18 protein-coding genes are annotated in these 16,144 nt (G+C 35.9%); 6 read left to right on the top strand and 12 right to left on the bottom strand.

All coding sequences use genetic code 11. The annotated features are described in order from the left end of the window. Window positions 1-322: 322 nt before the first annotated feature. A complete protein-coding gene (locus AC1DCY_RS02535; RefSeq protein WP_477347161.1) occupies window positions 323-1,270 on the bottom strand; it encodes a bile acid:sodium symporter family protein in 948 nt (315 codons plus the stop codon). Between the two features lie 211 nt (window positions 1,271-1,481). Here AC1DCY_RS02535 and AC1DCY_RS02540 point away from each other — a divergent pair, with 211 nt between their 5' ends. Further along, entirely contained in the window at window positions 1,482-2,507 is a 1,026-nt protein-coding gene (locus AC1DCY_RS02540; protein ID WP_477347162.1) for an S-layer homology domain-containing protein, read from the top strand. 366 nt (window positions 2,508-2,873) lie between these two features. On the opposite strand, the gene AC1DCY_RS02545 is transcribed toward AC1DCY_RS02540, so the two are convergent. The 5 genes from AC1DCY_RS02545 to AC1DCY_RS02565 all read right to left on the bottom strand — a co-directional run bounded on the left by AC1DCY_RS02545 (window position 2,874) and on the right by AC1DCY_RS02565 (window position 6,530). Continuing rightward, window positions 2,874-3,110: a hypothetical protein gene (locus AC1DCY_RS02545; protein ID WP_477347164.1), complete on the bottom strand. Its 237-nt coding sequence runs from the start codon at window positions 3,108-3,110 to the stop codon at window positions 2,874-2,876. Beyond that, window positions 3,110-3,430 (bottom strand): YbjQ family protein, encoded by a 321-nt coding sequence (locus AC1DCY_RS02550; protein WP_402758604.1) that lies wholly within the window; start codon window positions 3,428-3,430, stop codon window positions 3,110-3,112. The genes AC1DCY_RS02545 and AC1DCY_RS02550 overlap by 1 nt, the downstream gene beginning before the upstream one ends. Before the next feature lie 734 nt (window positions 3,431-4,164). After that, window positions 4,165-4,509, bottom strand: a complete 345-nt coding sequence (locus AC1DCY_RS02555; protein ID WP_477347167.1) for a YxlC family protein — start codon at window positions 4,507-4,509, stop codon at window positions 4,165-4,167. Further along, a complete protein-coding gene (gene sigY, locus AC1DCY_RS02560) occupies window positions 4,496-5,026 on the bottom strand; it encodes an RNA polymerase sigma factor SigY (RefSeq protein ID WP_477347169.1) in 531 nt (176 codons plus the stop codon). Before sigY ends, AC1DCY_RS02555 begins: the two co-directional genes overlap by 14 nt. A 613-nt stretch (window positions 5,027-5,639) precedes the next feature. Further along, complete coding sequence (locus tag AC1DCY_RS02565) at window positions 5,640-6,530, bottom strand: LysR family transcriptional regulator (protein WP_477347170.1); 891 nt, start codon at window positions 6,528-6,530, stop codon at window positions 5,640-5,642. 113 nt (window positions 6,531-6,643) lie between these two features. Between AC1DCY_RS02565 and AC1DCY_RS02570 the strand changes: the two genes are divergently transcribed. Beyond that, window positions 6,644-7,201: a flavodoxin family protein gene (locus AC1DCY_RS02570; protein WP_477347172.1), complete on the top strand. Its 558-nt coding sequence runs from the start codon at window positions 6,644-6,646 to the stop codon at window positions 7,199-7,201. 286 nt (window positions 7,202-7,487) lie between these two features. On the opposite strand, the gene ade is transcribed toward AC1DCY_RS02570, so the two are convergent. Together ade and AC1DCY_RS02580 are read right to left on the bottom strand one after the other, a co-directional pair. After that, the gene (gene ade / locus AC1DCY_RS02575; protein WP_477347174.1) at window positions 7,488-9,248 is read right to left on the bottom strand and encodes an adenine deaminase; all 1,761 of its coding nucleotides are present in this window, start codon (window positions 9,246-9,248) and stop codon (window positions 7,488-7,490) included. A gap of 104 nt (window positions 9,249-9,352) precedes the next feature. Further along, complete coding sequence (locus tag AC1DCY_RS02580; RefSeq protein WP_477347176.1) at window positions 9,353-9,775, bottom strand: pyridoxamine 5'-phosphate oxidase family protein; 423 nt, start codon at window positions 9,773-9,775, stop codon at window positions 9,353-9,355. A gap of 159 nt (window positions 9,776-9,934) precedes the next feature. Here AC1DCY_RS02580 and AC1DCY_RS02585 point away from each other — a divergent pair, with 159 nt between their 5' ends. The 3 genes from AC1DCY_RS02585 (at window position 9,935) to AC1DCY_RS02595 (ending at window position 11,586) form a co-directional block, all read left to right on the top strand. Beyond that, entirely contained in the window at window positions 9,935-10,561 is a 627-nt protein-coding gene (locus tag AC1DCY_RS02585; protein WP_477347178.1) for a YczE/YyaS/YitT family protein, read from the top strand. A gap of 145 nt (window positions 10,562-10,706) precedes the next feature. Beyond that, window positions 10,707-10,994, top strand: coding sequence for a PadR family transcriptional regulator (locus tag AC1DCY_RS02590; protein WP_477347430.1), 288 nt, complete (start codon window positions 10,707-10,709; stop codon window positions 10,992-10,994). Continuing rightward, window positions 10,981-11,586 (top strand): DUF2812 domain-containing protein, encoded by a 606-nt coding sequence (locus AC1DCY_RS02595; protein ID WP_477347180.1) that lies wholly within the window; start codon window positions 10,981-10,983, stop codon window positions 11,584-11,586. Before AC1DCY_RS02590 ends, AC1DCY_RS02595 begins: the two co-directional genes overlap by 14 nt. A 47-nt stretch (window positions 11,587-11,633) precedes the next feature. Here the strand turns inward: AC1DCY_RS02595 and AC1DCY_RS02600 are convergent, their stop codons facing one another. Both AC1DCY_RS02600 and AC1DCY_RS02605 read right to left on the bottom strand, forming a co-directional pair. Then, complete coding sequence (locus AC1DCY_RS02600; RefSeq protein WP_477347182.1) at window positions 11,634-12,269, bottom strand: 50S ribosomal protein L25/general stress protein Ctc; 636 nt, start codon at window positions 12,267-12,269, stop codon at window positions 11,634-11,636. A 187-nt stretch (window positions 12,270-12,456) separates the two neighbouring features. Continuing rightward, window positions 12,457-13,158, bottom strand: coding sequence for a YjjG family noncanonical pyrimidine nucleotidase (locus AC1DCY_RS02605; protein ID WP_477347184.1), 702 nt, complete (start codon window positions 13,156-13,158; stop codon window positions 12,457-12,459). A gap of 266 nt (window positions 13,159-13,424) precedes the next feature. Here AC1DCY_RS02605 and yfkAB point away from each other — a divergent pair, with 266 nt between their 5' ends. Beyond that, complete coding sequence (gene yfkAB, locus AC1DCY_RS02610) at window positions 13,425-14,537, top strand: radical SAM/CxCxxxxC motif protein YfkAB (RefSeq protein WP_477347186.1); 1,113 nt, start codon at window positions 13,425-13,427, stop codon at window positions 14,535-14,537. Between the two features lie 109 nt (window positions 14,538-14,646). On the opposite strand, the gene AC1DCY_RS02615 is transcribed toward yfkAB, so the two are convergent. Beyond that, window positions 14,647-15,030 (bottom strand): hypothetical protein, encoded by a 384-nt coding sequence (locus tag AC1DCY_RS02615; RefSeq protein ID WP_477347187.1) that lies wholly within the window; start codon window positions 15,028-15,030, stop codon window positions 14,647-14,649. A gap of 202 nt (window positions 15,031-15,232) precedes the next feature. After that, a complete protein-coding gene (locus AC1DCY_RS02620; RefSeq protein WP_477347189.1) occupies window positions 15,233-15,730 on the bottom strand; it encodes an Rpn family recombination-promoting nuclease/putative transposase in 498 nt (165 codons plus the stop codon). Between the last annotated feature and the right edge of the window lie 414 nt (window positions 15,731-16,144).

Consider the following 16,144-nt stretch of genomic DNA (forward strand, 5'->3'; position numbering starts at 1 on the left):
TCAAATTTATATTCTTGTATAATTTATTATATGCAATTACTCCCCCCCATCCTACATATAAATAACATGGATTTCCTTATCTTCATCGTATTCCGAAGGTAGCATATCGGTAACCTCCCCCTTGTTCTTTTTTCACTTGATGATATTGCATCAAAATATAGTGCCTCTCCTTCTTTTTGTACAGCTCTCCACAATTGATACGCATTAATTGTCACATCATGATTTGGCGTTCTAATTACGATCAGTGGTAAAAGCATAGTAAGTCTTACAAATATATTCGCATCCTCCCAAAGATTCACGACTTTTTTTATTCGACAAATATTTAACCTTCCACATATTTCAACTGATACTTTTCCATTACTCGGCTAAAGAACGAGGCTAAAACTTGCTGAAATAGCATACCAAACACTACAGGCATAACCGTTTTTGCAGGAAAGTATGTAGTCGCTATTACTACCCCTACAGCAATATTACGCATCCCTCCTGTAAAAACGAACATCTTAACAATACTTATATCCTTCCAAAGTATATGCCCTAATACTAAACAAAAAGCATACCCTGATACAGCAAGTAGAAATACGATCAAAATAACACTAACAAGTTCCCCGTTAATATTTTTAATGTACGGGGCAATTGCACTACTATTAATCATTACAATACTAAATAAGCTAAGTTTTGAAAAAGGAGCTAATTTCTTACCTAGTGTCAGCTCAATTTTACCTTTAGTAAACTCATTTAACGCTACACCTATTAGAGACGGCGCAACAATCATCCAAAGTAAATCTACAATGAGACCAACAGTATCAATTTCGATTGTTTGCCCTACAACAATATGAAGTAATGCAGGAATGACAACGGGCGAAATGAGTGTATCGATTAAAATAATTGCAAGACATAATGCAAGATTCCCCCTACAAATACTAACCCAAATAAAGCTCGTTACTCCTGTTGGCACAGCGACTGCTAAAACAAAACCAATTGTTAGTAGTTGATCGTGAAAGATGACGGTCGATACAAAATAAGCCCAAATTGGCATGAGTAGATGTAAAAATGCGATAACAATTAAAATAACTTTTGGATATTTTTTAAGACTTTTTATTCCTTCAAAATTCATACTTAAACTACCTGCAAATGTCATAAAAGCAAATAGCCACGGCACTAAAAATAATAGCTGCTGCCCTACGTTCTCAAACAACACACCAACAACTAAGCTAAGCGGTGTTAAAATAGGCATCCATTTTTGGAGGTATTTATTTAAACTAATCAACATCTCTGTTTATTCCTTCTTTCTTATAAGAACAGTTTTCTCCAGCCTCTTTATAGTAAAATCGAATTAAGCCTCGGTATAATTGTGTCCAGAGGCTTTAACTTCTTTCAGAAAAAAACATTTGCTGAAAGAAGTTAAACTAGAAAAATTTGCAGTTTTTATCCATATCCTGCAAACTATTAATATAACTAGCTAGAAAGGATGACTAAGACTAATGAAAAAATTAGTGTGCGCTTTATTGCTTCCCCTACTTGTTGTGGTAAGTGGATACACTGTACAAGCTGCAGGTTTTAAAGATGTGCCCGAAGATCACTATGCGTATGAAGCCATCATGTGGGCGGAGGAATATGATATCGTTAATGGCTATGCAGATGGTACATTTAAGCCCAATGCTACAATTACAGAGCAGCAATTCGCAAAACTACTGGCTAACTTTTACGAGCTTGAATCACCATATGACGAGCTAAAAAAACAGACTCCTGCTGCAATCTGGTCTGATGAATTTTACAATCGACTTGCAAGCTATGGTGTTCCATTAAACGGATATTTCGATAACACTATTCGAGCAGCTAGTGTGAAGCGCGGTGTTGTGGCACAGGCAATTACCCATTTAGCTAATGGTAAAAGTGGATTAGATCAATCTATACAGTTTTTACTCGATTATTATATTTCCACTGGTCAAAATCCCCAGTATGAAAACCGTAATTTACAGAAGTTTTTTGGTGTAACTAACAATATGACACGAGCGCAAGTCGTGACAATGCTCCATCGTATGGATAAAAGAAATTTTTACGAAATTTCAGAAGATGCACAAGCACTTCATGAAAATAAGAGTAACGCTTCTTTAAATACAAGGGCGAAAAATGGCCAAAATCAGCTTGATAAAACTATGCAGCTAACAGCACCTTCTAAAAGTGCTTGGGATGGTACCTATTCGTATTACTATAAATGGGGTACAGGCTCAACTGATTTTAATCGCCGTGATGCCTATATTACAAACGCAACAAGCAAAAGCTTTAATATATTCATAACTGCCAATGATGGAACAGCTACTGGGAGTGTCGATGGGACAGCAACGATCACTTCTAGCACTAAGGCCGTGATGAACAAATCCTCAAACGGCAATCGATGTGTATTAGAATTTGAACGCCTTAATAATGCGCTTAAAATTACCGAAGTAGATTGTCGGACAGTGCATGATGAAGGAACTAATTTTTCTGGGACTTTAAAGAAACAATAAGTTCTCCATAGGTCCGACTAAGAATCTCCAAACTTATTAAGGAACATCCTTGAGGTACTTTTATATTCACCACAATATCCTTCCACGGTGAAAAGAACTAAAAAGTGCGAAATGAATTAAAAAGAATCATTCGCACTTTTTTAAATTATTTTGACCTTACTTCCTCACCTTTCCAACACTATGATTTTTCCCTTACTAAATATGCAAGAGTACTGTCTACATAACAAAGCGTTTTTCGTGTAACGGGTTCTGTTTTGAAGTACAAAAAGCAAAATCGCAGGTTAAAAAGACAATTAATTAGCATATTAAAAGGTACTGCAATTCGCAGTACCTTTTTTGTACAACTTGGTTTGATATTTCGTGAAACTACTTTTCTTTTCTATAAAATCGTTCACCTGTTTCTGCATTATAATATACTCTTTTTTTTTCACCCGTAACAGGGTCAAGATTCACCTCATTCGTTACCTCAAAACCTTTAGGAACTTCCTTTCCATGATTGCGTTTATATCGTTTGTCATATATAAAGTAACCAAGTAAGATACAAACGAGAGCAATACTAATTTGAAATATCAAATATATACCTATCCCCAAAAATGTCGTCATTATAGCTTTTCCACAACAACTGCCGTTCCGTATGCAACAATTTCACTCATGTTTTTACCCATTTCACCAGAATCATATCGCATCATGATAATAGCATTCGCTCCCATTTCGTTGGCATTCATAATCATACGGTCTATAGCTTCTTTTCTAGAATCTTCAAGCATGGCAGTATATTGCTTGATTTCCCCTCCTACTAATCCCTTTAAGCCCGCCATAATATCCCCGCCTAGCCCCCTACTTCTTACAATCAGACCAAATACAGAACCTTTTACTTCGACAACTTTATACCCTTCAATGTGTTCTGTTGTTACTACTAGCACATTCATCATCTCCTATGTTCTATTTATTATGTTAGACTCCGAAATCAATTATCATCTTTCATCTGAATTATAAACAACCATACAAATTATTCTACCGTCTATTTAAATAAGTTATTTGGAAATCAATTGTTTTCCGGAATTATCAAATTGAAAAATAGTCATTTGTCCATCAAATGTTTCCCCATTTTTCTCAGTGTAAGATCCATGCAAAAACATACATTATCTTTTTACCTTTTTTCTTTTTAATTTTACTCAATATGATTACTCCTTTTCTGTGGGGGAAGAGGTTATTGAATTATGTATCTTTGTTTCTTTTGTTGTATTAATTATTGTTTTCTTCTGTCTCAATATTATGGATATAATTCCCTAATTGTAAGACAAGAATTGGCGCAACGCTCCCCATGGGATTCCATTTAACAGTTCATTCATTTTTCTCCCCCAAATTGTTTATTTACCCTTAATACGATTACGTTCGTCTAATCGTTCACTCACGAAAAAATAAATAAAAAAATCTCAGGAATTTGAACCTGAGACCTTTCTTTTAAATATTTTTCTTGCAAAAATAAGATAGATAATAAGATACGTTGGAAATTGAATAAGGCCTAAAATGCCCCATAGCCAAGCATTATATCCCCTCTTCCGTGCATCCCAAAACATCCATGAGCTCTGGCAAATCAGAATGAATGCAATCACGACGCATAACCAAAACGGTGTGCTACTTAGTTCGTTTGAGATCATTCATTACTGACCTTCTTTCTAGTTTTGTTAAGAGCTAAGGGCAGTAAGATAATCCCCACAAGCTGAAAATAAAGAAAAAGAATTGGCTGACGATAAACGACAGCAATTCCAACCGAAAGCACAAATACTGCAACAGACATAAACGTGAGGAGGTCTTTCCATTGTTTTTTTCGTATTCTTTTTTTCTCTAATTCAACATTCTGTTGAAACCATTGTAAGTTTGGAGTAGATACTGGATTCCATTGATCCAGTTTTTCTAAACCATCTATTAATTGCTTAACCGTTAATTCATCTTCATCGTCCAACATAAAATTACTATTTTTAGAATCATACTTCTTCAAGTTCAGCCAACTCCTTTCGTACACTTTTTAGACCATTTGAAACTCGAGATTTTACTGTTCCTTCTGCAATACCCATCATTTTTCCGATTTCCTCATATGAATATCCGTAATAATGCTTTAGCACGATTGGCATACGTATTTCTTCATTAATTTGAGCAAGTACATCAAGTACATCAGTCCATTCTTCGTTCATATTGGCTACATTCCATTTCATTTTTCGGAGTGCTTGTTCCTGCTCTAGCCAGTTTTTCTCCCGCTTCTTTCTACGCTGTTGATCGATAAAAAGGTTCGTTGCGATTGTGATGAGCCATGAGGAAAACTTGGATTCACCATTATATAGTTGGATTTTTTCAATACACTTCATCATCGTCTCTTGCGTTAAATCTTCTGCGATTTGTGGATGAAGGGTAACTTTCATTAAATACTTTACGAGGAACGAATAATTCTGTTGTAGCAGTTTCGAAAGAGCCAATGTATCTCCTTTTTTTGCCTTTCGAATTAAATCCTTTTCATCCATGAAATCTACTCCATACAATAATGATTTATATGTAATACGACTAACTGGGAAAAATCGTTCATTTTCAAAATAAAGAATTACAACAAAAACGTTTAGCCACCTATTAGTATTTATTAAGTTTACTTGAAAGTTATATATTTGACCAAAAACTAAAGTATTGCTCATTCAACGAGTTCAGAATACTTGTTTAATTATTTTAGTATTATCAAACTACTTACATGATTTGTTTAAGTATGTCTTCTTTAACTAACCTGCCTCGTTAGTTGAATATAGTTCTTTGCCATTTAAATTATCACGTTAACTAATTCGAGCGAAAAAAGATTATGTATTCGCATCGTTATAGAACTTTCTATAATGTAACCTTATTAATGCGATTTGATATACCAATTCGAATGAAAATTGTTAAAAAGCCGCTTTATATCAATAATAAAAGGACATCCAAATCATTTCGATTTGATACCCTTTTTATAGTGTTTTTTTAAGTTTTGTACTCGAAAACAGAACCCGTTATTTTTCGTGTGCTTTTTTGATAAGACATTGCATAGTCTTAGATTAATCAAAATGGATTCTATACAGTTTTAATTATAGATGTCTGGGTACAATAATTATGCTCTTAAAAATTCATATACATCTTCTTGGCGATCTCTATAAAATCAGCGAGATATGGAGATATGTGCTTATCCTTATGCCATGCGATATCCGTAAAAATATCTGCTAAATTCATTGATGTAGTCAGTTCTTTTAAATTATTGTTTTCTAACTCCTTCTCCACCACCATTTTAGGTAAGAATGTAATACCTAAGCCTGCCATCACGCATTGCTTAATAGCTTCAATACTTGCAAATTCAATCATTTGTATCGGAAATGCACCTTCCTGCTGAAGATGGACTTCCAATTGATTACGGTAGGAGCAACCACTTTCTGTCAGAAGCATCGTTTCATTTGAAAGTTGCTGTAAAGAAAATACCTCTCTATCCGCGTTGCTATCAGTAGATGCACTGACAAATACTAATTGCTCTTGAAGAAGTCGCTCACGATGTAACATTGGTGTTTCCTTGTATGCATCTGTAATAAAAGCTACATCGAGATCGCCTGATTGTAATAAACCTTTGGCTATTTCCGTAGTATGTACGGGCTTAAAAATTATTTTCACCTGTGAATGGACTTTCTGAAATTGTTGTAAAATACTCGGCAGACGGTAGACACATTGACTTTCCTGAGCACCTATTTTTAACACAGCTTGTCCTTGTTCGTTTAACACAGCTTTTTTCATATCTACATTTAAATCAAGCATTTTTTGAGCATACTGTTGTAATCGCTTGCCCTCCTCCGTAAGGGTAATGCGTTTTCCCAGCCGCTCAAAAAGAACAGCACCTAGCTCATCTTCAAGTGATTTAATCTGTGCTGTAATACTGGACTGAGCATAATCTAATAGCTGTGCTGTCTGCGTAAAACTTAACGTTTCCGACGCTGTTAAAAACGTTTTTAGCTGTTTCATATCCATCTTTTTCACCCCTAAATCGGTTTTTTCGATACATTTCATCGAAACATTCATCTTTATCGATAATAAAAATAAGTTTACACTAGTTATAACTTGAAAGACAGAGGAGGATTCTCATGAACATTACCACATTTATTGGAAGTTCTAGAGCTGATAGTAATAGTGAACAACTAGCTGATTATGTGTTAGAGGGCATTAGACATCAAAAAATAGATCTAAAAAAAATAGCGATCGAACCCATCAACGATTTACGTCATGATGACAATGGCTTTCAGTTAGTAGATGATGATTATGATCAAATTATCCATGCGTTTTTAACAAGTGATATCGTTGTTTTTGCAACACCTATTTATTGGTATAGTATGTCAGGAATAATGAAGAACATGATAGATCGACTAAGTCAAGCTATTCGAGATGAGCGTTTTCCACAGCTTAAGGAAAAACTACAAACTACCGAGGCTATTGTTCTTGCTGTTGGTGGCGATGAACCCTATATAAAAGGTCTACCAATGATTCAGCAATTCCAATATATCTTTGATTTCTTAAAGATGCCGTTCTCATCTTATATTATCGGAGAAGGAAACAAACCTGGTGAGATTGCTCATGATGAACAAGCACTGATGCAGGCATCCATATTAAATAAACAGTTAAAAGCACGTATCTATCCCATTTAAAAAAACGACCTAAAAGCGGCTATGCTTTTAGGTCGTTTCATTATATTGAAAACAAAATGATAGAGGAAATCATGGTGATAATTGTGGCACTTTAAATGAAGAAGTTTCCGTTCCAGCCTACTCGCCATAAATCAAAACAACTAATAACTGTGTCTGCAATTTTACATCTGTTATTGCTGACTACGTTGCAACTTTGCTAAAGCGCTCAGTCGGACGGAACGGAAATCACCCCCTCGCTTTGTCGAAACCGGTACACTTTATCAAATAAGACACCTTCACTTCGTTATCATGATAGTTTTTCTTCCACTTCTACCGGAATATGTTGAAATGTTGTAACATCAAATAGCCCTGTATCTGTCAACTTTAACGCAGGGATAACAGGTAATGCGACAAATGAAAACGTCAATAAAAAATGGAAATCTAGTGTTGGGTTTAGTGCTTGTAAGGCGTTATGTAGACTTGCTAATTGCTTCTTAGCCTCATCAGCAGGTGCCTCCGTCATTAACCCTCCAATTGTTAATGGCATTTCCGCTAAAATCTCTCCATCTGCTACTATGACAAAACCACCTTGAATTTCTTGAATACGTGACAGAGCTAGTAACATATCTTCATCATTCGTACCTACTACTAATGCATTATGCGAATCATGAGCTACAGTAGTGGCCACTGCCCCTTTTCGTAAACCAAAGCCCTTCACAATGCCAAGGCCTGTCGTATGTAAATTGTGATGACGCTCAATCACTGCTAACTTTAGTAAATCCTGTTCAACTGAAGGTACAAACACACCATCTTTCACAGGTACATCTATTACTAAATGGTTCGTAATAAGCTGATTTGGTATAATTTCCATAACATTCGCCTTCGTACCTTTATGGAATGGAATGCTGAGCTGGGCCTTCGTTACAGTTGGTAAATGTACAGAGTGATGAATATGTGCAGGTACATTAGGCTCTATACGATTCGTTAACATTACACCGTTTTCAGCAACTTTTTCACCATTTTTCCAAACTGCCTTTGCACGCATACTGTCGATGCTTTCAATTAATACAAAATCCGCCTTATAGCCTGGTGCTAAAACACCTCGATCATATAAGCGATAACACTCAGCTGTATTAACAGTTGCAAGCTGAATGGCCTGCAACGGCTCCATCCCTTCCTCAATAGCCATTGCCACATCGAAGTTAATGCTGCCTTCATCCATTAACTCGTCAACGTATTTATCATCGGTACAAAAGCCAAAACGACGAGCATTTGTTGCATTGACAGCAGGTAATAAATCACGTAAATTTTTTGCTGCTGAGCCTTCACGAATTAGTACATACATCCCTTGCTCTACACGATCCATAGCCTCCTGTGCGGTTACACATTCATGATCTGTATGAATACCAGCTGCGCGATAACCTGTAATTTGATGACTATTTAAGCCCGCACAATGCCCATCTATAACTAAATTAGCCTGTTGTGAAAGGATTATCTTTTCAAGCATACCTACTTCCCCATTTAAAACAGCAGGAAAATCCATGACCTCCGCCAATCCTCGTACATCTTCATGCTTTAAAAACGGCTCTAAATCTGCAGCTGTCAGCGTTGCTCCTGCATTTTCAAAATGGGTACCTGGAACGCTAGATGGTAGCATAACAAAGATATCCATTTCTGCTTTTTTAGCATCGTCTAGCATAAACTGAATGCCCTCCACACCTGCAACATTTGCAATTTCATGTGGATCTGTAATGACTGTTGTAATGCCATGTGGAATCAGTATACGGCTAAATTCTGCAGGTGTTAGCATCGACGACTCAATATGTATATGTCCATCAATCAGACCAGGTACAACATATTTCCCTGCGGCATCTTCTTCTTTTTTAGCTTTAAATCTATTCATAGTATCAAGAGCCACAATTTGTCCATTGTTAACGACGATATCTGCTTTTTTCCACGTCAAAGTAAAAACATCTGCAATTTGTGCGTTACGTAAAATAAAATCCGCCTCAATTTTCCCTTGCGATATTAAAATATTTTGTGCAAGCTGTTGTAGTTTGTCTGTCATTCTTTGCACTCCTTTTTTTCTTTTTGAATTATCATGCATGAACACTCGTCTAATTTCAAGTAATGGTTATCATTTAGCAATTATCTAAAAAAAACGACCACATCTTAATGGTCGTTTGTAAATTCGAGTTCTTTAGGTGGTTCCCCTTTTTTATTCATCAAGCGCATACGAATTGGTTCGATTTTTAGTGTGACCATTTCATCATGATTACCAACAAAAATGCTTGTAAAAAATTCAGCTAACTTATTTTTTATTCCATCCTCTAGAATTTCTGTTAGCTTTCCTTCAATTTCAACATACGTATCACCAAAGCCTCTATTTTCGTATCCAAATAATATATGTGTATACGGGTTTTTGCGAAGCTCATCCATTTTTTCAGAGTGTTTATTCGTTACTGTGTACAAAATAAAATCTTCATGTTGGAATGTCATATAGCGTGAGAAAGGTTTGCCATTCGCAACTGTTGCCATCGTTCCTATTTTTTCCCGATTTAAAACTTCTAATATTTCATCTCGTATAGAGGTCATGTCATCTCATCCTTTCTGATTTCCTTTTATTTTGTCCTTTTTTAGCGAGCCTAACCTTATTTTTCGAAAAGTGTGAATTGACAATCTTCGGCTTATTTATAAATTTATTGCTATAATATTTTGTTAGACAACACGAATTTTTAGAATGAGGTTATAATGATGAAGCAAGCTTTTTTCACACGGTGTCTGTTCTTTTTAACAGGTATTTTAGTTTTATCCTTAGGTATAACGTTAACAATTAAAGGTCAGGTTTTTGGTGTTGGTTCGTGGGATGTGTTACATATTGGGCTAGCTAAAACATTAGGATTAACCATTGGTACTTGGTCAATTCTCGTCGGACTAGCCATTTTAGCATTTGATATGGTTTTCACGAAGAGATTTCCACTGCCAGGCACATTTATAGATATGTTTTTAGCAGGTATTTTTATTGATATATTTAACTTTTGGATCCCAGATATAGATGGTTTTTGGATGCAGCTATTAGCTTATGTATCTGGCTTAATATTACTTGGCTGGGGCTGCGGAATGTATATGGTGGCAAATTTAGGCATTGGTCCTCGAGATACTTTGATGCTTCTATTGGTAAATAAGCTGGGCTGGAGTGTCACTCGTGCACGAACAACTTTGGAAGTATCTGTTGCTATACTCGGGTTTTTCCTTGGCGGGCCAATTGGAGTTGGAACAGCTCTAATGGCTTTTGGTCTTGGGCCAATTATACAATTTGCATTAACATTCAACCAAAAATTATTTATGAAATGGACTGGCGTGAAAAGTGCTGTAATATAGGCTTAAAAGACAATGCAAATAGTGCATTGTCTTTTTTTATTCAGTTGTAATATACAGTTCAACTATATATAATCAAACTATATAGTTAAACTGTATACGGGGTGAACTTGTGAAAAAACATAAATTATTACCTTTATCTGAAACAATGCATTATATTCTACTCGCCTTACGTGAACCTTTACATGGCTATGCAATGATGCAAAAAATCGAGGAAATGAGCGCTGGTAATGTAAGGATTGCTGCTGGTACTATGTATGGAGCAATTGAAAATTTGTTGAAATATCATTGGATTTCGCCTGTAGAGACACAGGATACAAGGCGCAAGGTTTATCAAACAACAGCAGAGGGACTAGAAATTCTAGCGGCCGAGCAACAAAGATTGCAGCGGATTTTATCTTTATATGAGGGAGTTGATGGACATGATCAAGTTTAAAATCTTTTTTGATATCGAAAAGGAAGAGCAATGGTTAAATCATATGTTGTCCAAAGGATGGGTTTGTACAAAGATAATTTCCGCCGGTTTTTATACATTTAAAAATACGGCTGATGTTGAACAAGTTATCCGAATTGATTTTCAGCAAGATCTTCAGAAAGAAGAGCGAGCTAATTATAAACAATTGTATGAAGATTTTGGGTGGCAATCTTTTAAAGAAAAATCGTATGATGGCACTTATTATTGGTTAAAAAGAAAAGATGGCAACGATGAATTATTTTCTGATAATGATTCGCAAATTGCTAAATATAAACGATTGATGAAGCATGCCAGCAATTGGGCAATATTCTCTTTTATATGGTTAATGTTTATTTACTCCAATGATAACTTTTACTTTTTCAATATAAAAGATGCTTATTTTACGCCAGGTTTATGGGATGCAAGGGGTTTTGCTTTTCTATTTTCTTTTTTATTCGAAACACCATTTGCCATCATGCGCATTATCCCACCATGGCTATTTTTAGCAACTGGCATTATGTACCTTTTTACGTATTGCCGTTATCGCCAATCCATACAGAAGCTTATAGAATAAACTGCAAGGAGCCACTTACCGAGTGTAAGTTGGCTCCTTTTTTGTTTCTATTTTTCTGAATCAGATGGATTTTTACCTGTAGCCTCGATTACTTCTGGGGTTCCATCCACTGTATCTTCTTCTTGCACATTTTCAGCAGCAGGTGGTGTAATCGTCACTAATGTAAAATCGTCCTCTTGTAAAATTTCAAAGGAAAATTTTTGACGAATATCTCCGACATAAAGCGATGTCCCGATCGCTACATCAGTCACATCAACCTCTATTGTTTCAGGGATTTCTGTTGGATTTACTTTTATGCGAACTTCACGATTAGGCTGTAATAGGAATCCACCATCTGCAACTCCAATGGCTTTACCGCTAACCGTTACTGGAATATCAACCTCTAGTTCCTCTGCCATATTAATGGACTTAAAATCAACATGCTTAACATTGCCCTTTAACGCACAGCGTTGTACTTCTGTTAATACTGCGTTGATCCGTTTACCGTCAACATCTAATTGAAAGACATTTTTATTGCCGAATTGAGCTAACATTTTTGCAAATTGTCTGGCATCCAGTGATACCGCTGTCGATTCCATTTGATAGCCATATACAACGCCCGGAATAGCACCGTTCTGTCTAAGTTGAGTTAATGATGATTGACGCCCTTTGTCGCGTTTTTTTACAGTTAAAAAAGTATTCATCGCATTTTCCCCTTTCATGGAAACTAGTCTCATAAAAGGTTTTGCCCGTTCTATAGATTTTTATACATGAGCACTATGTGTAGCTTTCTCTGGCATTCGCTTTGTCGTTTCAGAAGTTTATCAAAAAAACTACACTTCAGTTGTTCGGGCTTACGAACAGTTGAAGTGCAGTTCAAACATATACTTATCAAATTGTTACTTTGTTATCTAACAATAAATGTAAATCATGAAGTTTTTTAATTTCAAAATGTGGTTGAATATCGCTTGTATTTTCAATATTACGTATATTAAACCAGCATGTATCAATTCCCGCTTGTAGTCCGCCTTTAACATCAGATGTTAAAGAATCACCAATAATCAAGGTTTTATCCTTATTGATAGTATCAATACGTTCAAAAACATAATCGAAAAAAGCTGGCATTGGTTTTTGATAGCCTGTTTGCTCCGAAATAAAAATGCCTTTGAAAAATTGTGCTAAATTTGCATCCTTTAGTCGTTTATTTTGAGTAATTGTTTTACCATTTGAAACGACATATAACTCATAGTTATCTGCAAGCTGTTCGATTACTTCGAAAGCACCATCTACATAATGATGCGCCTCTTTCAAATATTTTTGAAAAATCGCTTCAAAGTACTCCCCATCAACATCTAAGTCGAATTCCTTTAAAGCAATCGAAAATCTAGTGTTATGTAGTGTATCTTTAGACACCTCACCACGTTCAAAAGCACGCCACATGGATTCATTAATCTCTTTATAACGCGCGATCATCGTTGGAGTTGTTGCAATATTTTCCTGCTTAAATAAACGGTCAAGTGCTGCATTTTCTGCTAAGTCAAAATCTAATAATGTGTCATCCACGTCAAACAATAATGTTTCATACTTAGTCATGTCATTTCCTACTTTCTTTGGTGCTGTATTACCATTTTCCCCATTCTATCATAACGTCTTTTGAGAAAAATAACAGTAAATATACCTATCACTCTCTTTTACAGAATTTTGGAAATCTTATATGAAGGTAAGTTATTAAAAATATTTCCTTCATTGAGTAACAAAAATGATCATCTTGCCTAAAAATAGCCCTTTCGATAATTTCATATTTGAAAATAACAGCGAATATGAGACAATAGAGTGCTAGAAAGGAAGATGTACCAATTATGACAACCCTACAAAAAATTACGCCTGTCTTTGATCCATGGGAAGCGTATTTAGATGTTGAACAACATGGGCATATGACCCTATCAAATATTGAATTTACTACAACAACTCTTTGTAATATGCGCTGTGCACACTGCGCCGTTGGATATACATTACAAACTAAAGATCCAGATGCATTACCTATTGAGCTAATTATAAAGCGTCTTGATGAAATTCCACACCTTAAAACAATCTCGATTACTGGTGGAGAACCGATGATGTCTAAGAAATCCGTTCAAAACTATGTATTGCCTTTATTGAAATATGCGCATGAACGTGGCGTGCGAACACAAATAAACTCCAACCTAACGTTGGAACCCGAACGTTATTTACTGATTGCACCGTATTTAGATGTACTACATATTTCACATAACTGGGGTACTATCGATGAATTCGTTGAAACAGGCTTTGCCATGATGGAGCGAAAACCTACTTATGAACAACGTGCAGCTTTGTTCCAACGCATGATTGATAACTCAAAAATGCTAGCAGAACATGGCGTAATGGTATCGGCGGAAACAATGTTAAACAAGAAAACTCTACCGTATTTAGAGCATATCCACAACCAAATCATCAATGAAATGAAATGTGCACGCCACGAGGTGCATCCGATGTACCCTTCAGATTTCGCAAGTGCCCTTACGTCTTTATCACTTGAAGAAACTCGCGAGGCGATTCATCATCTCCTTGATGTTCGTGATGAAAACACTTGGATGCTATTTGGTACGCTACCTTTTTATCCATGTAGCATGAATGAAGAAGATCAAAAGCTCTTAAAACGACTAAGAGAAGAAAAAAACGTTACGATGCGTAATGATCCAGATGGTCGCTCTCGCCTAAATGTCAATATCTTTACAGGTGATGTCATTGTAACGGACTTTGGCGACACACCTGCGCTTGGCAATATTGCGAACGACGAGTTACCTGCGATTTTTGATAAATGGATGGCAACAGATTTAGCGAAATCACTTAACTGTCACTGTCCAGCAGTAAAATGCTTAGGTCCTAACGTTCTTGTGCAAAATATGTATTATAAAGATACGGAGTTTGTTAGTGGCTCTGCTAAAGTGTAAAAAGAAAAAATGTCCGATGCATACATCTGCATTGGACATTTTTTATAGGATTTATGATATTTTTACTTTAACAATAAATGTTCTGTTAAGCTTTATCTGTTGCTTCTTCTTATTCCTGATGTAAATTTAGACTTTTTATTCTTTCAATTTCTTCTCTCGATAAACCTAATAAATCCATGATTTCTTCAATCGGTTCATGACGTTTTAATAGTTTTTTCACTAACCCTATTTGCTCTTGTTTACGTCCTTGTTCTAATCCTTGCTCTAATCCTTGCTTTAGTCCTTTTTCCAGTCCTTTTTCCAGTCCTTGTTCCAGCCCTTCTTTCATCCCCTCTGCTTTCCCTTGTTCTCTTCCCTTATTGATTCCATCAATATAGCGAGCTTCTTCATCTAGGATATACTTTAAGCGAGACTGGTAAGCAAGAATAGATTCAGGGGATTGACTGATTTCTTCCCATGTATCAAATGCTGCACGTAAGTTTTCATCTTTCATCGCTAACTCCTCCAATTCACGATATATATCCGCATAAACTTTCTTTTTGCGACCGTCGACCATACCAAGTAATAACAGCCATCTATATCAATTATGCCTCGGCATAATTGCGTCCGGAATCGGATTTGTGCTTACACAAAGAACTCCTTTCCGATTCCGTGACATCCGCCGGAGGCTTTAACTTCTTTCAGCGGATGTTTGATCATCCGCTGAAAGAAGTTAATATGTTATCAAGAGCATCCAGCTTTTCTTCATGCCAAAAAGTAATAAACTTATTGATCTCGATAAAATGAATTTCCAGCACATCTTCTTCTGGCATTAACCTCGATAATGTTGTGTCTTCACGAAGATGATACGTACTATGATAAGCTTTATTATCTCTAAACATCGTAAAATTACAAATATTGATCGTAATGGTTGGGCGTAACTCACTGTAGCCCATCCCTCGAACTAGCTGTGACTCATACATTTTTGACCAATAATATAGCGTTCTCTTTGTCATATCTTGCTGATTGGATAGTTGAATTTCCACATTGATAAAGTCACCATTTTGTGTTTTTACAAGAATATCAAGCCGAGATTGTTTATCGTCCTGATATTCACCACCCAATTCATGCTGAATAAATGTTACTTCTTTAATAGTATCTCGTCCAGTAAGCTTTAAAACAGCATTCAAAAAGACAATAGTAATTATCTTCATTCAGTAGAAGCTCACCCTCTGTAAAGTGGTGAGCTGAATACAAATGTGATTCCTTTTCAGGGTGTATCCAAACCCCTACTGAATGAAGATAATGCCTCCGGCGGATGTCACGGATTTTGAAAGGAGTGAATTGTGCTCGCACAATTCAAAATCCGGACGCAATTACGCCAAGGCGAAATTGATTTTTATTTTTTCACTACCGAACAATTACTTGAAGGCAAAATCAACCTTTAAATCAAAAAATTTTCTAACGGAATTCTTCGTATTGCTTTTCGATTCATCAGAGATCACCTCTTTTTTATTACTATCATTATAGCACGGACAAACTACTAAACCTCTTTAAAACATTAAAACGTATTTTGATATTCATAAAATCATGAATTTCTTTAAAGACCTACACAAAGTCTTCGGAAG

The organism is Lysinibacillus sp. 10T31 (assembly GCF_056394365.1).